The organism is Gordonia sp. YC-XJ4, from assembly GCF_059511865.1.
In genome coordinates this window covers 862,173-881,795 of record NZ_CM183447.1, presented here as the reverse complement: position 1 = coordinate 881,795, position 19,623 = coordinate 862,173, and the positions used below count along the sequence as shown (strand labels likewise).

At 67.2% G+C, this 19,623-nt stretch carries 20 protein-coding genes; 7 read left to right on the top strand and 13 right to left on the bottom strand.

Translation table 11 applies throughout. The annotated features are described in order from the left end of the window. Positions 1-65 precede the first annotated feature (65 nt). From AC5ZH6_RS03815 to AC5ZH6_RS03800, 4 genes are all read right to left on the bottom strand, one after another. Positions 66-1,802: a dipeptide ABC transporter ATP-binding protein gene (locus AC5ZH6_RS03815; protein WP_006372339.1), complete on the bottom strand. Its 1,737-nt coding sequence runs from the start codon at positions 1,800-1,802 to the stop codon at positions 66-68. Beyond that, entirely contained in the window at positions 1,799-2,821 is a 1,023-nt protein-coding gene (locus AC5ZH6_RS03810) for an ABC transporter permease (protein ID WP_006372338.1), read from the bottom strand. The genes AC5ZH6_RS03815 and AC5ZH6_RS03810 overlap by 4 nt, the downstream gene beginning before the upstream one ends. Beyond that, complete coding sequence (locus tag AC5ZH6_RS03805; RefSeq protein ID WP_006372337.1) at positions 2,814-3,740, bottom strand: ABC transporter permease; 927 nt, start codon at positions 3,738-3,740, stop codon at positions 2,814-2,816. The genes AC5ZH6_RS03810 and AC5ZH6_RS03805 overlap by 8 nt, the downstream gene beginning before the upstream one ends. 97 nt (positions 3,741-3,837) lie before the next feature. Beyond that, entirely contained in the window at positions 3,838-5,436 is a 1,599-nt protein-coding gene (locus AC5ZH6_RS03800) for a peptide ABC transporter substrate-binding protein (protein ID WP_496168475.1), read from the bottom strand. A 456-nt stretch (positions 5,437-5,892) separates the two neighbouring features. Between AC5ZH6_RS03800 and acs the strand changes: the two genes are divergently transcribed. The 3 genes from acs to AC5ZH6_RS03785 all read left to right on the top strand — a co-directional run bounded on the left by acs (position 5,893) and on the right by AC5ZH6_RS03785 (position 9,531). Next, positions 5,893-7,845: an acetate--CoA ligase gene (gene acs, locus AC5ZH6_RS03795; protein ID WP_020172484.1), complete on the top strand. Its 1,953-nt coding sequence runs from the start codon at positions 5,893-5,895 to the stop codon at positions 7,843-7,845. 189 nt (positions 7,846-8,034) lie between these two features. Continuing rightward, a complete protein-coding gene (locus AC5ZH6_RS03790; RefSeq protein ID WP_020172485.1) occupies positions 8,035-8,598 on the top strand; it encodes a phage holin family protein in 564 nt (187 codons plus the stop codon). 3 nt (positions 8,599-8,601) lie between these two features. After that, complete coding sequence (locus AC5ZH6_RS03785; RefSeq protein WP_014358768.1) at positions 8,602-9,531, top strand: alpha/beta fold hydrolase; 930 nt, start codon at positions 8,602-8,604, stop codon at positions 9,529-9,531. Between the two features lie 25 nt (positions 9,532-9,556). Here AC5ZH6_RS03785 and AC5ZH6_RS03780 read toward each other — a convergent pair whose 3' ends face one another. From AC5ZH6_RS03780 to nth, 5 genes are read right to left on the bottom strand one after another with little or no spacing between them, the layout of a single operon-like run. After that, the gene (locus tag AC5ZH6_RS03780; RefSeq protein WP_094601791.1) at positions 9,557-9,997 is read right to left on the bottom strand and encodes a hypothetical protein; all 441 of its coding nucleotides are present in this window, start codon (positions 9,995-9,997) and stop codon (positions 9,557-9,559) included. Then, positions 9,994-11,187, bottom strand: coding sequence for a MarP family serine protease (locus AC5ZH6_RS03775; RefSeq protein WP_288335987.1), 1,194 nt, complete (start codon positions 11,185-11,187; stop codon positions 9,994-9,996). Before AC5ZH6_RS03775 ends, AC5ZH6_RS03780 begins: the two co-directional genes overlap by 4 nt. Next, entirely contained in the window at positions 11,184-12,023 is an 840-nt protein-coding gene (locus tag AC5ZH6_RS03770) for an NUDIX hydrolase (protein ID WP_014358765.1), read from the bottom strand. The genes AC5ZH6_RS03775 and AC5ZH6_RS03770 overlap by 4 nt, the downstream gene beginning before the upstream one ends. Continuing rightward, positions 12,020-12,754: a TlpA disulfide reductase family protein gene (locus AC5ZH6_RS03765; protein WP_020172488.1), complete on the bottom strand. Its 735-nt coding sequence runs from the start codon at positions 12,752-12,754 to the stop codon at positions 12,020-12,022. Before AC5ZH6_RS03765 ends, AC5ZH6_RS03770 begins: the two co-directional genes overlap by 4 nt. Further along, a complete protein-coding gene (gene nth / locus AC5ZH6_RS03760) occupies positions 12,751-13,572 on the bottom strand; it encodes an endonuclease III (RefSeq protein ID WP_020172489.1) in 822 nt (273 codons plus the stop codon). The genes AC5ZH6_RS03765 and nth overlap by 4 nt, the downstream gene beginning before the upstream one ends. Before the next feature lie 148 nt (positions 13,573-13,720). Between nth and AC5ZH6_RS03755 the strand changes: the two genes are divergently transcribed. Together AC5ZH6_RS03755 and AC5ZH6_RS03750 are read left to right on the top strand one after the other, a co-directional pair. Next, positions 13,721-13,933: a hypothetical protein gene (locus AC5ZH6_RS03755; protein WP_026920367.1), complete on the top strand. Its 213-nt coding sequence runs from the start codon at positions 13,721-13,723 to the stop codon at positions 13,931-13,933. Positions 13,934-14,145: 212 nt separating this feature from the next. After that, a complete protein-coding gene (locus tag AC5ZH6_RS03750) occupies positions 14,146-14,820 on the top strand; it encodes a Crp/Fnr family transcriptional regulator (RefSeq protein ID WP_006373149.1) in 675 nt (224 codons plus the stop codon). A gap of 98 nt (positions 14,821-14,918) precedes the next feature. On the opposite strand, the gene AC5ZH6_RS03745 is transcribed toward AC5ZH6_RS03750, so the two are convergent. From AC5ZH6_RS03745 to sp36, 4 genes are all read right to left on the bottom strand, one after another. Then, positions 14,919-15,782 carry an MBL fold metallo-hydrolase gene (locus AC5ZH6_RS03745; RefSeq protein WP_020172490.1) on the bottom strand — a complete coding sequence of 288 codons (864 nt, stop codon included), beginning with the start codon at positions 15,780-15,782 and terminating at the stop codon, positions 14,919-14,921. A gap of 43 nt (positions 15,783-15,825) precedes the next feature. Further along, on the bottom strand, positions 15,826-16,593 hold the full coding sequence (locus AC5ZH6_RS03740) for a TSUP family transporter (protein WP_014358759.1): 768 nt from the start codon (positions 16,591-16,593) through the stop codon (positions 15,826-15,828). A 75-nt stretch (positions 16,594-16,668) separates the two neighbouring features. Next, positions 16,669-17,145, bottom strand: a complete 477-nt coding sequence (locus AC5ZH6_RS03735) for a RidA family protein (protein WP_014358758.1) — start codon at positions 17,143-17,145, stop codon at positions 16,669-16,671. A 4-nt stretch (positions 17,146-17,149) separates the two neighbouring features. Then, complete coding sequence (gene sp36, locus AC5ZH6_RS03730; protein ID WP_006373145.1) at positions 17,150-17,314, bottom strand: Sp36 family protein; 165 nt, start codon at positions 17,312-17,314, stop codon at positions 17,150-17,152. A gap of 183 nt (positions 17,315-17,497) precedes the next feature. Between sp36 and bagA the strand changes: the two genes are divergently transcribed. Together bagA and bagB are read left to right on the top strand one after the other, a co-directional pair. Continuing rightward, positions 17,498-18,517, top strand: a complete 1,020-nt coding sequence (gene bagA, locus AC5ZH6_RS03725) for an ATPase BagA (protein WP_231387073.1) — start codon at positions 17,498-17,500, stop codon at positions 18,515-18,517. Then, entirely contained in the window at positions 18,517-19,611 is a 1,095-nt protein-coding gene (gene bagB / locus AC5ZH6_RS03720) for an ArsA family ATPase (RefSeq protein WP_006373143.1), read from the top strand. Before bagA ends, bagB begins: the two co-directional genes overlap by 1 nt. The last annotated feature ends 12 nt before the right edge of the window (positions 19,612-19,623 follow it).

Below are 19,623 nucleotides of genomic sequence, written 5' to 3'. Positions count from 1 at the left end.
TAATCCGCACCGCCGGACCGACCCGCCCGGGCTGTCGCGCAGCTGACCGTCGGTGATGGCGACCGTCAGGCCACGCTGCCCCCGAGGGGGATCGACCGGCCGGGGATCGCCTCGAGCAACTTGCGCGTGTATTCCTCGCGCGGCGCGGCGAAGATCGCGTCGGCCGAACTGTGTTCGACGACGCGTCCCTTCTCCATCACCAGCACGTCGTCGGCGATCTGGCGGACCACCGCGAGGTCGTGGGTGATGAACAGGTAGGTCAGCCCCATCTCGTTCTGCAGATGATCGAGCAGGGTCAGGATCTGATCCTGGACCAGCACGTCGAGCGCCGAGACCGCCTCGTCACACACCACGACCTCCGGCTCGAGAGCCAACGCCCGCGCGATCGCCACGCGCTGGCGCTGCCCACCGGAGAGTTCGTTGGGGTAGCGATGCATCGCCGACGCCGGGAGTGCGACCCGGTCGAGCAATTCACGCACCCTCTTCTCCCGCGAGGCCTTGTCGCCGATCTTGTGCACCCGCAACGGCTCCTCGATCACCCGGTAGATCGAGAACATCGGGTCGATGGAGCCGTACGGATTCTGGAACACCGGTTGGATACGACGCCGTAACGCCAGTGCCGACCGGCCGCGGACCGTCGAGACGTCGGTGCCGTCGAACTCGACACGACCCGACGTCGGCGCCAGCAGGCCGAGCACCATCTGCGCCACTGTCGACTTACCCGATCCGGACTCTCCGACGATCGCGGTGGTGGTGCCGCGCGGCACCGAGAATCCGACGTCGTCGACCGCGCGGAACGGGGTCGATTGCCACGGCACCTTGCCGCGCACCGGGAAGTCCTTGACCAGTTTGTCGGCGACGATGAGGGCATCGGAATCGGTTGTCGGCGCGCTGCTCTCGACGACTTCGGCCTCCGCATCCGGCCCGCCGGGGCGCGGTGTCGTCGTCGCCCGCATCCTGCGCCGGGCGGCCAACGAGGGTGCGGCCTGCACGAGCCGCCGGGTGTAGGCGTGCTGCGGATGCTGCAGGATCTCGGTGGCCGGACCCGATTCGACGACCTTGCCGCGGTACATGACGACGATGTGATCGGCGCGCTCGGCGGCCAATCCGAGGTCGTGCGTGATGAGCAGGACCGCGGTGCCGAGTTCGTCGGTGAGCCCGTCGAGGTGATCGAGGATCTGTCGTTGCACCGTCACATCGAGGGCCGAGGTGGGCTCGTCGGCGACCAGGAGTTTCGGGCGGCATGCCAGACCGATCGCGATGAGCGCGCGCTGGCGCATACCCCCGGAGAACTCGTGGGGATACTGATTCATCCGGGATGCGGCGTCGGACATGCCCGCCTCTTCGAGGACCTCAGCGGCACGCTTCTTGGCGGCGGCACCCTTGGCGACCTTGTTGACCTCGATCGCCTCGCGAACCTGGAATCCCACCTTCCACAACGGGTTCAGGTTCGACATCGGGTCCTGTGGGACCAGACCGATTCCGGTGCCGCGCAAGTGGTCGATCTGCTTCTTCGACGCGGTCGTGAGATCCATGCCGTCGAACATGATGGTGCCGCCGGTGATCCGGCCCGTTCCGGGCAACAGGTCGAGCACCGCGTTGGCGGTGGTGGTCTTGCCCGAGCCGGATTCGCCGACCACGGCGACGGTTTGGCCGGGATAGACACGCAGATTCACCCCCGACACCGCGCGCGTCGGGTTCTTCGCGCTCCCGAAGGACACCTCGAGGTCCCGGATCTCCAACAGCGGGGCGACGGCGCCTGCGGTGGCGCCGGTCTCGGCGGTGGTGGGTTGTTCGGTCATCGTGTCCTCGATTTCGGGTCGAGCGAATCGCGCAGGGCATCACCCATGAGCATGAAGCTCAGAACCGTGAGGGCAAGTGCGCCTGCGGGATACAGCAGGATCGGATTGCCCGACCGCAGCAGACTCTGACCGGCGGCGATGTCGATACCCCAGGAGACCGCCGTGGAGGGCAGCCCGATGCCGAGGTAGGACAACGTCGCCTCGGTCACGATGAACACACCGAGGGACACCGTACAGGTGACGATCACCGGGCCGAGTGCATTCGGCACCACGTGCGAGAACACGATGCGCCGCCGAGAGGCTCCCAGTGATGTTGCCGCGGTGATGAATTCGTTGTTCTTGATCGATATGGTCGCGCCGCGGGCGATGCGCGCGATCTGCGGCCAGCCGAAGACGGCGAGGATCGCCACCACCGTCCACACCGTCCGGTGGGTGAACATCTGCATGATCACGATCGCCGCCAGGATCAGCGGCAGCGCGAAGAAGACGTCGGTGACCCGCGACAGCAGTACGTCGAGCCACCCGCCGAGATAGCCGGCGAGGACCCCGATCAGACCACCGACGACGAAGACCAGCAACGTGGTGCACACGCCGACGATCACCGAGTCGCGGGCCCCGAAGATGGTGCGTGCGTATATGTCACAGCCCTGCAGGTCGGTGCCGAACCAATGCGACGAACTCGGCGGCAACAGGCTGTTGCCGCCCTGGCAGTAGCGCGGGTCCTGATGGGCGAACAGCGACGGGAACAGGCAGATCAGGATCACCAGGATGATCATGATGGAGGCGACGATGAAGGTCGGACTGGTCCGCAGCTGCAGCCAGGCGCCCTTCCAGAAACCGGCGGAGGCGCCGGTGTCGCGGACCGGGTCGGCATCGAGGACCTCGACCTCGTCGTCAGGGGCGACGAAGCGGTGTTGGCCCGGCAACGGACGCCCCGAAGGGTCGCTCTCGCCGAGGGTTTCGGCGTCCGAGCGCAGGACCTCGGCCTCGGATTCGGGTGGGAAGAAACTGTCAGGCATAGCGGATCCTCGGATCGATCACGGCGTAGAGTAGGTCGACGACCAGGTTCGCCACGAGGTAGATGAGTACGAGCACGGTGACGATCGACACCACCGTGGGTGCCTCACCGAGACTCACACTGCGGAAGATGGTCTGACCGATCCCGTTGATGTTGAAGATGCCCTCGGTGACCACCGCACCGGCCATCAGGGCGCCGAGATCGACGCCGAGGAAGGTGATCACCGGGATCAGCGAGTTACGCAGGATGTGCACGATCACCACCCGCGGACGGGAGGCACCCTTGGCCGTCGCGGTCCGCACGAAGTCGGCAGAAGAGTTCTCCGCCACCGAATTACGGGTCAATCGTAAGACGTAGGCGAACGACGCCGACGCCAGCACGAAGGCCGGTAGCCACAGGTGTGCGAGGTCGTCGTTGGCCCCGACGGTCACCGGTGCGATCCCCCACTTCACCCCGAAGAGGAACTGGGCGATGAAGCCGATCACGAAGATCGGGACCGCGATGACCACCAGGCTCGCGAACAGCACCGTGGCATCGAACCATCCGCCGCGGCGCAGGCCGGCGATCACGCCGAACAGGATGCCGAACACGGCCTCGATGATCAGCGCGAAGATCGCGAGCCGGATGGTGACCGGAAAGGCCTGGGCCATCACGTCGGCAACGGGTCGTCCGGAGAAGGACAGGCCGAGGTTGCCGGTGAAGATACCGCTCAGATAGTGCCAATATTGTTGGAAGAAGCCGTCGTTGAGGTGATATTGCTCCCGGATCTGTTCGCGGACCGCGGGGGTCAGCGGTTTGCCGCCACCCATCGCCGCGGTCGGATCGCCCGGCAGGCTGAACACCATGAAGTAGAGCAGCAGCGTGGCCCCGAAGAAGACCGGGATCAGCTGGAGAACTCGTCGGATTGTGTACCAGAGCATGTCAATTCGTCTCTCGTGCGCAGCATCGACCCACCCGACGGGGTACCGGTCATCACCGTGCGGTGACGACCGGTACCCGCCGAACGGGTGGGATGCCTCAGCCCTTGGTCAGGTTCGGGTAGTCGGGGAGGTTGTTCCAGGTGATGGTTCCCTTGACCCCCTGGGCCAGACCCATTGTGGAGACGTAGTCGAACAGCGGGATCGCCGGCAGGTCCTGCAGCAGGATCTGCTGAGCGCCGTTGGCCGCCTTGTAGGCCGCCTCGTTGGTCGGCTGCGCGAGCGCGTTGTTGATCGCCGCGTCGAACTGCGGGTTGGAGTAGTCGCCGTCGTTGGCACCGGCCCCGGTCACATAGATCGGGTACAGGAACTCCAGCATCGACGGATAGTCACCCTGCCAGCCGGTACGGAAGGCGGTCTTGATGGTCCGTGCGTTGATCTCCGAGCGCAGCTGCTTGAAGGTCGGCACCGACTCACCGTGGGCGTCGATACCCAGCGTGTTCTTGATGTCGTTGGAGGCCGCGTCGATCCACTCCTTGTGGCCGCCATCGTAATTGGAGGCGATCACGAAGCTCCCCGACCACGGGGCGATGGCGTTGGCCTGCGCCCACAACTGCTTGGCCTTGGCGGCGTTGTAGTCGAGCACGTCGGAGCCGGGGATGTTGGCGTCGTATCCCGGCAGCGACGACGAGGTGAAGTCATGGGCCGGGGCCCGGGTACCGGCGAAGATGTTCTCGGAGATCTGCGGACGGTTGATGGACATCGAGATCGCCTGTCGCCGTAGGCGGCCCTCCTCACCGGAGAAGTGCGGCAGGGTCTCCGGGATGGTCATCGTCAGGCTGTAGGCGACGGGCTTGTTGACGACCTGCGACTCGCCGAGATCCTTCTTGTAGGTACGCAACGCCGAGGTGGGGATGATCTCGAGGGCGTCGAGGTTGCCCGACTGCAGGTCGCTGTATGCGGCGTCGGGATCCTGGTAGGCGACGAAGGTGATGCCCTTGTTTTTCGCCTTGTCGGGACCGGGATAGTCCGCCTTGGCCTCGACGTCGATCTTCTGGTTGTGCTGCCAGTCGACGAACTTGTAGGGGCCGTTGCCAATCGGCTTCTGACCGAAGGCGTTGATGTCCTTGAAGGCGACATCGGGCAGCGGCTTGAACGGGGTGAATCCGAGGCCGAGCTTGAAGTCGATGTTGGGCTGCTTGAGGGCCACGGTGAAGGTGTAGTCGTCGACGACCTTCAGTCCGGACATGGTCTTGGCCGTCGGCTTCTCCGCGGCGACCTGGTCATAGCCCTCGATGGGCTCGAAGAAGCTCTGCTGCTTCTGGGCGTTGGGCGTGTAGGCACCGAAGTTCCAGGCGTCGACGAAGTTGTGCGCCTTCACCTCGGTACCGTCGTCGAACTTCCACCCCTTCTTGATGGTGATGGTGTAGTTCTTGTTGTCGGTGGTCTCCAGCTTGTCGACCATCGCCGGGCGCGGATTGCCTTGTGCGTCATAGGCATACAGACCGGTGAAGAGTGCGTCGACGACGCGGCCGCCGATGTTCTCGTTGGTCGTGGTGGTGATCAGACCGGTTTCCGGCTCACCGCCGTACACCCGGATGTAACCGTTGGAGTCGTCCGACGAACTCCCGCATGCGGATAGGACGCCGGCGGCCACCACGGCCGCACCCAACGCCACCCAGATCTTCCTCAGTTTCACTCGCTATCGCCCTCCGAGGCACGCCGGTGGTAACCGGCAATATTCGACGCCGGAAGGCGCTGTACCACACCTCCGGCCGGACTTCTGCATTTGCACGCGCAGCATCGTGGACCGCGCGTGGACGTGGACGTACCCGATCCTGACGGGATCGTGGCCGGAAGCTGTCAACAACCTGACCGGGAGGTAACCATACCCACGAGTCATCGGGCCGTCTCGGCGAACGGCCATTTTTCTTCGCACTGCAAACAGGCACTCCGGCAAAACGCGCAGAGCCGACGACAGGCACACCGACAGCCACGAACCGACCGCTCGACGACGAGCGCGCACCTTTCGTCGCCCCGCCACCTGCAACGGGCATCCAACGTGACTACCCTCACAATGAGGATCTCGTAGCAGCCGGCTCACGTGCGGCTGCCACGCGCGATGTTGTTGCCGACCAGTGAAAGGCCAGCTCAGATGACCACTTCCGCTTCCGACACCACTCCCGGTTACCCGCCGTCGGAGGAGTTCGCGGCGCAGGCCAACGGCACCGCCGAGCTGTATGACCGGGCCGAGGCCGATCGTCTGGAGTTCTGGGCGGAGCAGGCGCGCCGACTGGAATGGGACACCGATTTCGGGGAGGTCCTCGACTGGTCGGACGCCCCGTTCGCCAAGTGGTTCGTCGGAGGCAAGCTCAATGTCTCGGTCAACTGCGTCGACCGCCATGTCGCCGCAGGCAAGGGCGATCGCGTCGCGATCCACTGGGTCGGCGAGCCCGGTGATCACCGCGACATCACCTACAGCCAGCTCAAGGACGAGGTCAGCCGCGCCGCGAACTACTTCACCGCGATCGGATTGACCGCCGGTGACCGCGTCGCGATCTACATGCCGATGGTCCCCGAGGCACTGATCTCCATGCTCGCCTGCGCGCGACTGGGCCTGACCCACTCGGTCGTTTTCGCCGGATTCTCCTCGGGCGCACTGCGTTCCCGCGTCGACGACGCCCAGGCCAAACTCGTCATCACCACCGACGGCCAGTACCGCCGCGGTAAGCCCGCACCGCTGAAGACCGCCGTCGACGAAGCCCTCGGCACCGGCGAGGACGCCGCGGAATCGGTCGAGAAGGTCCTCGTGGTGCGCCGCACCAACCACGACGAGAACCTGCCGTGGGTCGACGGCCGCGACGTCTGGTGGGAAGACACCGTCGCCGAGCAGTCCCCCGAGCACACCCCGGAAGCCTTCGACGCCGAACACCCACTGTTTCTGCTCTACACCTCGGGCACCACCGGCAAACCCAAGGGCATCGTGCACTCCTCGGGCGGCTACCTCACCCAGGCGTCCTACACCTTCCACTACGTCTTCGACCACAAGGAAGGCCGCGACGTCTTCTGGTGCGGCGCCGACATCGGCTGGGTGACCGGCCACTCCTACCTGGTCTACGGCCCGCTGTCCAACGGCGCCACCGAGGTCGTCTACGAGGGCACCCCGAACTCCCCCAACGAGCACCGCCACTTCGAGATCATCGAAAAATACGGCGTCACCATCTATTACATCGCGCCCACCCTGATCCGCACCTTCATGAAATGGGGCCGGGAGATCCCCGACGCCCACGACCTGAGCTCGGTGCGACTGCTCGGCAGCGTCGGCGAACCGATCAACCCCGAGGCGTGGAAGTGGTACCGCGAGGTCATCGGCGGCAACTCCGCGCCGATCGTCGACACCTGGTGGCAGACCGAGACCGGCGCGATCATGATCAGCCCGCTGCCCGGGGTGACCGTCACCAAACCCGGCTCGGCGATGGCACCGCTGCCCGGTATCTCGGCGACCATCGTCGACGACGACGCCAACCCGGTCGGCGCGGGCGAGCAGGGCTACCTCGTCCTCGACAAGCCTTGGCCGTCGATGCTGCGCGGGATCTGGGGCGACGACGAACGCTACCGCGAGACCTACTGGTCCCGCTTCGCCGAACACGGCTGGTACTTCGCCGGCGACGGCGCCCGCTACGACGAGGACCACGCCCTGTGGGTGCTCGGCCGCGTCGACGACGTCATGAACGTCTCCGGCCACCGGATCTCCACCGCCGAGGTCGAATCCGCCCTCGTCGGGCACTCCGGCGTCGCCGAAGCCGCGGTCATCGGCGCCGCCGACGAGACCACCGGCCAGGGCATCGTCGCCTTCGTCATCCTGCGCGAGGGCATCGAGAACACCGGCGACGAGCTGATCGCCGAACTGCGCCAACAGGTGTCGATCGAGATCTCCCCCATCGCCAAACCCCGCGAGATCAACGTCGTACCCGAACTCCCCAAGACACGCTCGGGCAAGATCATGCGCCGCCTGCTCAAGGACGTCGCCGAGGGCCGCGAACTCGGCGACACCTCCACCCTCGTCGACCCCTCGGTCTTCGAGGCGATCCGCGCGAAGAAGGCCTGATCGGGCCGGAACCCGCCCGCGGCGAGACACGCCCTGAATGCGCCACCGGGTGCCCCAACCCGGTGGCGCATCTCGTGTGTCGGTACCCGCCCGCGAGTCGATGACGAAGCCGCGCCCGCGGGCGGCACTGACCACCTCGCTCGGCCGACATGGCAACATATGCCCCACACCCCAGATACGGAGGATGCTGTGAGCCGAAACGAGAACGGCCGGTCTGCACCAGGAGGACGTCCGGTCCCCTCGATCCCCCTGTCCGACGCCGACCTCGGGCCCAAGGGCGAACCGAGCATCGGCAACCTGGTCAAGGACGCGACCGCGAGCATGTCCACGCTCGTCCGTTCCGAGGTGGCGCTGGCCAAGTCCGAGCTGGTCGATGAGGCCAAGAAGGCCGGAGCCGGCACCGGCGCGCTCGCCGTGGCCGGGGTGACCGCACTGTATGCGAGTTTCTTCTTTTTCTTCTTCCTCGCCGAACTCCTCAGCGAGTGGCTGCCCCGCTGGGCGGCGTTCCTCATCGTGTTCGCACTGCTGGTCGTCATCACCATCGTGGTCGCGATCGCCGGCTACCTGTTCTTCAAGAAGATCCGCGGACCGAAGAAGACCATCGAGACCGTCAAGGAGATCCCGTCGGTGCTGCCCAAGTCGGGCCCGCCGGCCGCGGATCGTTCCAAGATCGCGGTGCCCGACGACGCTGCCGCCGCGACCGTGTCGGCCACGGCCGAGCACCCACGAATCCCGCCCGCCCGCGAGGGCTGAGCGATGGCCGCGCCCGACCCGTCGAGCGTTCGGCTCCCCGGCGTCTGGCGGCATCTCGACGTCCGCGCGAACGGCCTGCGGTTTCATGCCGTCGAGGTCGACGAGCCGATCGCGGATCGGCCACTGGTGTTGCTGCTGCACGGTTTTGGCGAGTTCTGGTGGAGTTGGCGTCATCAGCTGACCGCGTTGACCGAGGCCGGTCATCGGGCGGTGGCGGTCGATTTGCGCGGGTACGGCGACACCGACAAACCGCCGCGCGGATATGACGGGTGGACGCTGGCCGGTGACACCAACGGCCTCGTCCGCGCACTCGGGCACACCGACGCCACCCTGGTCGGGCACGCCGACGGCGGTCTGGTCTGCTGGGCGACGGCCACCCTGCACCCCCGCGCGGTGTCCCGCATCGCGGTGATCGCCTCACCGCATCCCCGTTCCCTGCGCCACGACGTGCTGCTGCGCGGGGCGCAACGCACCGCGTTCCTCCCGAACTTCCTGCGCAATCAGCTCCCCCGGTCGGCCGAGGCGCGCCTGACCCGCCGCGACGGCGCCTTCATCGCTCGTTATTTCGATCAGCGCGCGGGCAGCGCATGGCGCGGCACCGACGACTACGCGCAGACCATCGGTCTCAACCGCTCGGCCATCCAGATCCCCTACGTGGCGCATTCGAGTCTGGAATACCAGCGCTGGGCCTTCCGGTCGCAGTTCCGCCCCGACGGCATCCGGTTCATGCGTCTCATGCACCGCAGACTGCACATCCCGGCGCTGGCGCTGCGCGGCGCCGACGATCCCTACATCACCGACCATGCGATGCGCGAGAGCCGCGAGTGGGTGGACCATCTCGACGTCCGGGAGATCCCCGCCAGCGGGCACTTCGCGCATCAGGAACAGCCGGACGCGGTCACCGCGGCGCTGCTCGAGCTGCTGGGTTCCTGAGCCCGGCCTCACCGACGGCCGCCGATCACCTGCTGCCGGGATCACCCGGGCCGGCGGTGTGGTCGCGATGTCCGTGTGTGCGCCGTCGTTCTTTCATCCGCGCCTCGTGGACGTGACGCACCCCGCCGGTCAGTTCCGCACGCACCCGCGCCTCGGTGTCGGTGAACGCGGCGTGGTAGCCGTCGTCGAATTCCTCGACGATCTGGAAGGTCCAGCGCCCCTCGATCACGTTGCGGCCCACGATCTCCGTCTCGATCCGATCGGCCAGCTCGGTGTAACCGGCATCGCGCATCTCGGCGACCGCCTCCCCGAGCAGGGCGTCGGCGTGCCCGATGAGCTGGTGGAAGCCGTACAGATGCCCACGCGCCCGTTCGATGTATTCCAGTGCCTCCGTGACCTTTCCGGCCATCTCGGCGGTGTGGTCGTCGACGGCGCTCGGGTCGGGGGACTCGCCTGAATCAGTCATTCGCGCACACACGCCCCGGTCGACACCCGTCCGTAGCGCCCCTGGGCGCGGGCGAGGTCCTGCTGTACGAGAGCGGCAGTGAGGACGTAGCCGGTCTCGTCGGCGGCATTCTCCGACGTCGCGAACACCACGCCGAGAACATCGCCGGCCGAATTGAGCATCGGCCCACCGGAATTGCCCTGCCGGATCACGCCGCGCACCGTATACACCTCGCGGGTGACCTGGCGGTTGCGGTAGATGTTGGCGGTCGGCAACTCGCGCATGTCACGCACCCGCACCGCAGTGGCCTGGAACGGACCGGCCTGCGGATACCCCAGGACGATGGCGTCGTCGCCGGTGGTCGCGGTGCTCGAGGCGAACCGCAACGGCCGGGCGTCGATACCGTCGACCCGTAGGATCGCCACGTCGTTGACGCTGTCGAAGAGCACGACGTCGGCGTCATAGGAGGTGCCGTCGGACTGCTGGGCCTGCAGGGTCGAGGTCCCGGCGACGACGTGCGCGTTGGTCATGATCAGGTCCGGGCCGACGACGAAGCCGCTGCCCTCGAGGGCCTGCTGACAGTTGGGTGCCTCGCCCTCGATCTTGACCACACTCGGCGCGGTCTGCGCGACGACCGGCAGGCGCAGGAGCGCCGGGTCGGGTGGTGCGACCTGGCCGGCGTTGGTGGTGGGGATGACGCCGTCGAGTTTGGAATCCTCGAGCAGTCGGCGGAACTCGTCGACCGGCTTCGCGGCCAACCAACCGGGCGCCGCGTCGTCGACCGCGCCGAGCACCTTGGAGCCGTCGACGGCCTTGGTCAGCGCCTGCGAATGCGAACTCGCCAGCAGGGTGCCGATCAGCCACATCGCCACCAGCGCGGCGAGGGCCTGCAACACCAGTCCGACGCCGCTGTCGATGGCCCGCAGTTCCGGCGACCGGATGCCGCCGCGGGCGGCGTGACCGAGGATCATGCCGGCGATCTCGCCGATCACCACCAGCGCGACCAGCACTCCGACGGCCGCCACCAGCTGCATCGTCGGATCGTCGATCCGGGAGATCACATGCGGCACCAGCAGAATGCCCGCGAAGGCACCGAGGAGCACACCGAGCACGGCCAGCGCGGAGGCCACCGCACCCTGCCGGAACCCACTGATCGCGGCGATCAGGGCGATCGCGACGACGATGATGTCGACCCACGTCGAACCACTCATCGGCCGCCCCGGCCGTCGGGGTCGCGCAGATGGTCGGGGTGGACCGCGCGGAAACCGGATTCCTGCCGGTTGCCGGCGCGTCGGATCATCTCGTCGAGCGGACGGACGTCATCGGTGTCCCAGGCCGGTCCCCACCCGGCGGCGTCGCTGATCGCCGCGATCAGCCCGCCGGTGAATCCCCAGACGAGCAGTCCGTCGACGAAGAATGCGGGTCCCTGATAGGCGCGGGCACCGAGGACCGATCGGCGCACCTGGAAACGGTTCTCCGGGGCCAGGAGTTCACGCATGCTGACACGCGCGACGCGGGCGGTCTCGCCTTCGTCGACGACTCGCACCTCACCGGGTTCGCGCCAATGGGCGATCACCGGGACGACGTCGAAACCCGAGGGCGGGACCGGAAAGCTGGGCAGGGTGGCCAGCACGTCGACGCCCTCGGTCGCCAGACCGGTTTCCTCGTCGGCCTCCCGCAGTGCGGTCCCGACGGGATAGTCGTCACCGGGGTCGTAGCCGCCGCCGGGGAAAGCGACCTGCCCGCTGTGTTGACGCAGGGTCGACGCACGCTCGGTGAGCAGGACCTCGGCGTCGGCGGGCAGCCCACCGGGATAGTCGGGGTCGGCGTCGAAGGACCCCGAGAACAACACCAGCACCGCAGCAGCACGCCGATCCCGGTTGAACATCGCCGCCCACCGGGTGCGGTCACCACCACGATTGAGCACGATCTCGGTGACGGCGCCGACGTCGTCGGTGAGCCGGTGCATCCACGTCGGGATCTGTTCGCGCGCCACCAGTGGGCCGATGTGCGGTTCGGGGATCGACGTCGGATCACTCGTGCTCACGTGGTGACCCCGGTCGCCATGCGGACCTGGTCGGCGATCTGCTGTGGATTCTCGAAGACCATCGGCGCGACCTTCACGACGGAACCGTCGGCGCGCAGGATGATCGTCGACGGGAACACCCGGGGAGCCTGCAGTGCGGCCGCGACCTGCCCGTCGGTGTCGAGGACGACGGGCAGATGCACCCCGAGTTCCGACAGGAACCGCAGAACCAGGTACGGACTGCCCGCGCCCTCGCGCGCGTGAACGGTCAGCACAGTGACCGCCGACCCCGCTCGTTCGGCGTAGTCGGCGAGCACGGGAAGTTCGGCGCGACACGGCTGACACCACACCGCCCACATGTTGATGATCAGCGGTTTGCCGACGGTCCCGGCGCCGAGGTCGTAGCCCGCCCCGGTCGACAGGCACGGTGCCCGCACCCCGGCCAGCACCGCGGCGTCGGTCGGCGCGGGCCCGCCGACCTGCGGGCACGGTGCGATCGCGGCGTCGGCGCGGGCCTGGGCCAACTGCGCGTCGTCGACCTGCACGTCGGTGGCCGAGGCGGCGCCCGACGGACGGATCTGCTGGGCGTCGTCACCCGTCGAGGAGTCCCCCCGCGGCCAGATCGCGACGACGAGGGCGATCACGACGACGAAGAACACCAGCGTCCATCGCGCGGCCGGGGGAAAACGAGAGCCCCGCCGGCGATCCGGCGGGGTCGGCTTCTCCACGGGGGGCAGATTGTCGGTGGTCACGAAGTGATCCCCGCCAACGCCAGCAGGTGATCGGTCTCGGGGCCCTTCACCAGGGCCGCGGCCGCCGTCTTGTCCATCGGCCCGGTTCCGACCGACGGGCAGTCCTTGGCCAGGATGCACACCCCGCACGCCGGTTTGCGCGCGTGGCAGACGCGTCGGCCATGGAAGATCACCCGGTGGGACAGATCGGTCCACTCCTTGCGCTCGATGAGTTCGCCGACGGCGTGCTCGACCTTGACCGGGTCGGTCTCCTCGGTCCACTCCCAGCGCCGGACCAGACGACCGAAGTGGGTGTCGACGGTGATTCCGGGAACCCCGAAAGCATTGCCCAACACCACATTCGCGGTCTTACGGCCGAATCCGGGCAGCGACACCAGTTCGGGCAGGGTATGCGGCACCTCGCCGTCGAACCGCTCCACGAGTGCCTGACCGAGCCCGATGAGCGAGTTGGTCTTGTTCCGGTAGAAACCGGTGGGGCGGATCAATTCCTCGAGTTCGGTGCGGTCGGCCTGCGCGTAGTCCAACGCGGTGCGGTAGCGGGCGAACACCGCCGGGGTGGTCTGGTTCACGCGGACGTCGGTGCATTGCGCCGACAAGATGGTGGCCACCGACAATTCCAGCGGGGTGGTGAAATCGAGCTCGCAGTACACGTGCGGAAAAGCCACCTTCAGCGTGCGATTCATCCGGCGGGCGCGACGAACCAACCCGAGATGGGTTTCGGCCTTCTTGGTGCCCGAACCACCCGTCCCCGACCTCGGCTGGGTTGTCGATGCAGCCTTCGGCTGGGCTTTCGATGCAGCCGTCCTGCGCGCGCTCACCCGACCAGGTTAGCGATGCGCGGTGGCGTGGGGCGCGGTGCGGCGCCCTGTGTTGCCGATGTCAACCAGCGGCGCGCTTTGGTCACAACTGGGTTACCGCGGCCGTTCTGGTTGGGAGTCACGAGCCCGATTGTGTTTACTTGTGGCCATGCAAGGACTAGCCGTACTGCTGTTCCCGGCCGTACTGATGCTCTTCGCCCTCGGCATGGAGAAGGTCCAGTCCTGGACAGATCGCGTCACCGTGAACCGCGACAACGTCGAGGAATTCCTGTCGGCGGCCGAATCCGAGGACGTCGACACCCTGGCCCGCGAGGGCATGCCGGCCGCGCTGGACGAGTTGCGCAATCGTCGGGCCGGCTGACCGCGTCCACACCACCCGGCTCCGCTCGTCCGAACGCGTCGGCATGCGCTTCTGCCCGGTAGTCGTCGGCCACCGATGTTCGCCCTGAGCAGACACGCCACCCATTACAACGCCGGTGACCCATTCAACACATATGCTGGGGGCGAGAGTAGCGTTGCAGCGGGTGTGCCAGTGGAGCACAACCGAGATCATGAGTGAGAAGGGACTCCTTGGTGGAGGAAGTACTGGCGCGGGCAGGCATTTTTCAGGGCGTCGAGCCCTCTGCCGTAGCGGCACTGACCAAGCAGCTTCAGCCCGTCGACTTTCCGCGGGGACATGTCATCTTCCACGAGGGCGAACCCGGTGATCGGCTGTACATCATCCTGTCCGGCAAGGTGAAGGTCGGCCGCCGGTCACCCGACGGTCGCGAGAACCTGCTGACGATCATGGGTCCGTCGGACATGTTCGGTGAACTGTCCATCTTCGATCCCGGTCCGCGCACCAGCTCGGCGACGACGGTGACCGAGGTTCGCGCGGTCTCGATGGATCGGGATGCGTTGCGCGCCTGGATCAAGGACCGCCCGGAGATCGCCGAACAGCTCCTGCGCGTGTTGGCCCGACGTCTGCGTCGTACCAACAACAACCTCGCCGACCTGATCTTCACCGATGTGCCCGGACGTGTGGCCAAGCAGCTGCTGCAGCTGGCCCAGCGCTTCGGCACCCAGGAGGGCGGCTCGCTGCGCGTCACCCACGACCTCACGCAGGAAGAGATCGCCCAGCTCGTCGGAGCCTCGCGCGAGACCGTCAACAAGGCGCTCGCCGACTTCGCCCAGCGCGGCTGGCTGCGCCTGGAGGGCAAGAGCGTGCTGATCGCCGACTCCGAGCGACTCGCCCGCCGCGCCCGCTGACCTCAGCTCGACGTTCTTCCCCCACTTTTTCGTTCTTCCCCCGGAAATTTCCCGGGGACGAACGAAAGAGTGGGGGAAGAATTGTTTTCGCCCCCAAGTCACAGCTGACGCAGATACTCCAGCTGCGCCTTCACCGACATCCGCGCCGCGGGCCACAGCTTCTTGTCGACGTCGGCGTAGACCTTGCGCACCACCTTCATCGGTTTGGCCTTCTTGGCCGAAACGCCCATCTCGTCGAGAGCGGCCTGGATCTGGTCGATCCGTTCCTCGCGGTGCGCCTTGTAAAAGCGCGCGACGGGTTCGAGCGTCGGATGGTCGGGTCCGTGCGCCGGCAGCAGCGCGGCCTCGGCACCGTCGACGATCAACCGGTTCAGCGAACCCATGTAATCGAGCAGACTGCCGTCGGACGGATCGATGACGGTGGTCCCGCTGCCCAGGATCGTGTCGCCGGTGAGGATCGCGCGCTGCCCGTCGTGCTCGACGAGATAGCTGACGGAGTCGCCGGTGTGGCCGGGCGTGAACAACACCGTGATGCGCAGACCGGCGATCTCGATGACCTCGCGATCACGCAGGGGTGCGGCGTCGCGGCAGTGCGACCGCAGGCGGGCACGGGTCGGGGCACCGGTCCGCTTGGCCAGGGCGTCGATGGCCCCAGTGTGGTCGAAGTGCCGGTGGGTGATCAGGGTCAGCGCGATACCCGGTTGCGCCGCAACCTTTTTCACGTGCTTCTTGTGGCGCGGCGGCCCAGGGTCGACGACGACGCATTCCGTGCTACCCGGCGCCCGCAGAATCCACGTGTTGGTGCCGTCGAGTTCCATCACGCCGGGGTTGTCGCACAACAACACCGACGCAAACGGCGTCACCTCGCGCAGTACCCCGTAGGCGGGATGCACGGGGTCGGCGGCGGCAGCAGCGTCGTCGGGAACCTCGCCGGCTCGGGACTGGTCGTCGGGGGCGCTCATGGGGCCAGGGTAATGCCGCGGCGACACCGCGCGAGAGTCAGGCTCATCCGGTGATGAGGTCGTAGGACAGCTTGGCCACCATGACCACCACGACGACGAGCAGCACCCACCGCACGAACCGGCTGCCCCGGCCCAGCGCCATGTGTGCGCCGACCTGCGCGCCGACGACATTGCCCACCGCCAAGGCCAATCCGAGCAACCACAACACATGGCCCTGCGCGGCGAACACCGCGAGCGCCCCGAGATTGGTTCCGGTGTTGATCACCTTCGCCGTCGCCGAACTCTGCACGAAATCCGTACCCACCAACGCCGTCAGCGTGATGATCAGGAAGGTTCCGGTGCCCGGACCCATCAGACCGTCGTAGAAGGCCACCACGATCCCGGCGATCACCAGCCCGCACACCACCGACGTCCGGGAGCGCGTCCGCGCGACACCCGATCCGAACCCGGGATTGAGCGCGACGAACAACCCCACGGCCACCAGCATCACCAGGACGATGGGTGTGAAGACGTCGGTGGGCAACCGACTCGCCACAAACGCTCCCGCACCGGAACAGACTGCGGCACAGGCGAACACCGGCGCCAGACGACGCGCACGCAGAGGCACCGTGCGCGAGTACCGCCACGCCGCGGACGCTGTCCCGATGACCGCGGCCAGCTTGTTGGTGGCCAGCGCCGACGCCGGGACGATTCCGGGCGCACCGATCAACAGAGCCGGGATGAGGATCAGGCCACCCCCACCGACCACCGCATCGACCCATCCCGCGGCCACCGCGGCGACGATCAGCGCCGCGACGACCTCAGCACTCAAGCGTCAGCGACCTCGGACACACTTCACCGGTCTCCGACCTCGATGACATTCACCGGTCTCCGACCTCGATGACATTCACCGGTCTCCGACCTCGACCACGAGTTCGACCTCCACCGGCGCCCCCAACGGCAACTCGGTGACCCCGACCGCGGAGCGGGCATGCACGCCTGCCTCCCCGAAGATCTCGCCGAGCAGGTCCGACGCACCATTGAGGACACCCGGCTGGCCGGTGAAGCCCGGCGCCGATGCGACGAAACCGGTCACCTTGACCACGCGCACAATCGAATCCAGTCCGACGAGTCCGTTGATCGCGGCCAACGCGTTGATGGTGCACTGTCGTGCGGCCGCCGTCGCCTCGTCGGGTTTGACGACACCCTCCGCGCCGGTGCAGACCTTGCCGTGAATCGACAGCTCACCGTTGACGAAGGGCAACTGTCCCGAGGTGTAGACCAGATTCCCCGACCGGACCGCCGGGACGTAATTGGCGACCGGGGTGGGAGCCGTCGGCAACTCGATACCCAGCTCGTCGAGTCGTTGTGTCCAGGTGCTCATGGCCTCAGCCCTTCGGCCGCTTGAGGTAGGCGACGTGCTGCTCTCCGGTGGGGCCGGGCAGCACGCTGACCAGCTCCCAGCCGTCGGCGCCCCACTGATCGAGAATCTGTTTGGTGGCGTGGGTCAGCAGCGGAACCGTCACGTATTCCCAGGCGGTGACATCACTCATGGCCCCAAGCCTAGGGCATCGAGGCGGCGTGCCCGCAGGCACGATCGGGCGAAATGACCTGACCGGAGTGACCCTGGACGACGACTGAGTCGATATGGTGAATCCGTGGTGTACGACACGCCCGGGGGCGACCAGACATCCAGTGGTCGGCAGAGCCGACCCCGACCTGACGGGGTCGCAGCGATTCTCGACGACGAGGAGGCGGTGACCGCACCGAACATCTGGCCGGACTCGGCCGCCAAAGCACGTCTGCACTTCGTCTCGGGCAAGGGCGGCACCGGCAAGACCACCGTCGCCGGCGCGCTCTCGCTGGCCCTGGCTGCCGCGGGAAAGCGCGTCCTGCTCGTCGAATGCGAGGGGCGCCAAGGCATCGCGCAACTCTTCGACCTGCCGCCGCTACCGCCGACCGACACCCGCATCGCCACCGCCGAGGGCGGCGGCGAGGTGTGGGCGCTGGCCCTCGACATCGAGCATGCGCTGCTGGAATACCTCGACATGTTCTACAACCTGGGCTTCGCCGGCCGGGCGATGAAGCGGATCGGCGCGATCGACTTCGTCACCACGGTCGCCCCGGGGCTGCGTGACGTCCTGATCACCGGAAAGATCAAGGAACGCATCATCGCAACCAACAAGAAGGGCGTGCGGCTCTACGACGCCGTCGTCGTCGACTCCCCGCCCACCGGCCGGATCGGGAGCTTCCTCGACGTCACCAAGGCGATGGCCGACCTCGCCAAGACCGGCCCGATCCGCAACCAGAGCGAGGGGGTGGCGCGATTGCTGCACTCGGAGGAGACCGCGATCCACCTCGTCACCCTCCTCGAGGCGATGCCGATCACCGAGACCATCGAGGCCGTCGAGGAATTGCGCGGCAAGAACCTGCGCGTCGGCAGCCTGATCATCAACCGGGTGAACCCGATGCACCTGCCGCCCGACGAGATCGACGACATCGCCGAGGGCAACGTCGACGCACAGCGGGTCGCGGCCGGGCTCGCCGACGCCGGCATCGAGGCGAGCGAGGCCGATTTCGCCGGGTTGCTCACCGAGACGATCGAACACGCCTCGCGGCTGCAGGCGCAGCAGGTGGCCAAGGCCCAACTCGACGAGGTGGAGGTCCCGACGCTGGAACTACCCACCCTCGGCGACGGGATGGACCTCGGCGGCCTCTACGAACTGGCCAATCTGCTGCAGAAAGCGGGTGCCTGATGCCCCTCGACCTGAAGATGGGCTCGGTGCTCGCCGACCCGGAGACGCGCGTGGTCATCTGCTGCGGCGCCGGTGGCGTCGGCAAGACGACGACCGCCGCGGCGATGGCCCTACACGCCGCCGAACACGGCCGCACCGTCGCGGTGCTCACCATCGACCCGGCCAAGCGGCTCGCGCAGTCGTTGGGCATGAGTGAGCTGACCAACGATCCACAACCGGTGGCCATCGATGGGACCGGCTCGCTCGACGCGATGATGCTCGATATGCGCCGCACCTTCGACGAGATGGTGCAGGAGTACTCCACGCCCGAGCGCGCCGCGGCCATCATGGAGAACTCCTTTTACCAGACTGTCGCCGAATCCTTCTCCGGCACACAGGAATACATGGCGATGGAGAAGCTCGGCAAGCTGCTGGAGACCAACCGGTGGGACCTGATCATCGTCGACACCCCACCGTCGCGCAACGCCCTGGACTTCCTCGACGCTCCGCAGCGCCTCGGGTCGTTCCTGTCCGGTCGGCTGATGAAGGTGCTCGTCGGCGGCGGCCGCGGCGTCGGCCGCATGGTCACCGGCGCGATGAGCCTGGCGATGCGCGGGGTCTCCACCATCATCGGGGGTGACATGCTGCGCGACGTCGCGACGTTCGTGCAGTCACTCGACTCGATGTTCGGCGGGTTCCAGGACCGCGCGCTCAAGACCTACGAACTGCTCAAACAGCCCGGTACCCGGTTCGCGGTGGTCGCCGCGGCCGAGCCCGACGCCCTGCGCGAGGCGGCCTTCTTCGTCGATCGCCTGTCGGAGGAGTCGATGCCGCTGGCCGGGCTCATCCTCAATCGCACCCACCCCAACCTCACCGGCATCCCCGAAGAGGTCGCGCGGGTGGCCGTGGACAAGGCCGACGACGACCTCACGCGCGGCGTGCTGCTGGTGCACGCGGAGCGTGCCGCGACGGCCAAACGGGAGGTGCACCTGCTGGGACGGTTCACCTCTGCGCATCCGACGGTGCCGATCGTCGGAGTCCCGTCCTTGCCGTTCGAGGTGGCCGACCGCGTCGCCCTGCGCGCGGTCGCCGAGCAGATCACCGGTCGGGGCTGACCTCGATCCGCC

What these genes read in the sequence shown, in the direction of transcription:
- AC5ZH6_RS03815 (WP_006372339.1), bottom strand. Translation starts at nt 1,802, where the DNA reads ATGACCGAACAACCCACCACCGCCGAGACCGGCGCCACCGCAGGCGCC.
- AC5ZH6_RS03810 (WP_006372338.1), bottom strand. Translation starts at nt 2,821, where the DNA reads ATGCCTGACAGTTTCTTCCCACCCGAATCCGAGGCCGAGGTCCTGCGC.
- AC5ZH6_RS03805 (WP_006372337.1), bottom strand. Translation starts at nt 3,740, where the DNA reads ATGCTCTGGTACACAATCCGACGAGTTCTCCAGCTGATCCCGGTCTTC.
- acs (WP_020172484.1), top strand. Translation starts at nt 5,893, where the DNA reads ATGACCACTTCCGCTTCCGACACCACTCCCGGTTACCCGCCGTCGGAG.
- AC5ZH6_RS03785 (WP_014358768.1), top strand. Translation starts at nt 8,602, where the DNA reads ATGGCCGCGCCCGACCCGTCGAGCGTTCGGCTCCCCGGCGTCTGGCGG.
- AC5ZH6_RS03780 (WP_094601791.1), bottom strand. Translation starts at nt 9,997, where the DNA reads ATGACTGATTCAGGCGAGTCCCCCGACCCGAGCGCCGTCGACGACCAC.
- AC5ZH6_RS03775 (WP_288335987.1), bottom strand. Translation starts at nt 11,187, where the DNA reads ATGAGTGGTTCGACGTGGGTCGACATCATCGTCGTCGCGATCGCCCTG.
- AC5ZH6_RS03755 (WP_026920367.1), top strand. Translation starts at nt 13,721, where the DNA reads ATGCAAGGACTAGCCGTACTGCTGTTCCCGGCCGTACTGATGCTCTTC.
- AC5ZH6_RS03745 (WP_020172490.1), bottom strand. Translation starts at nt 15,782, where the DNA reads ATGAGCGCCCCCGACGACCAGTCCCGAGCCGGCGAGGTTCCCGACGAC.
- AC5ZH6_RS03735 (WP_014358758.1), bottom strand. Translation starts at nt 17,145, where the DNA reads ATGAGCACCTGGACACAACGACTCGACGAGCTGGGTATCGAGTTGCCG.
- sp36 (WP_006373145.1), bottom strand. Translation starts at nt 17,314, where the DNA reads ATGAGTGATGTCACCGCCTGGGAATACGTGACGGTTCCGCTGCTGACC.
- bagB (WP_006373143.1), top strand. Translation starts at nt 18,517, where the DNA reads ATGCCCCTCGACCTGAAGATGGGCTCGGTGCTCGCCGACCCGGAGACG.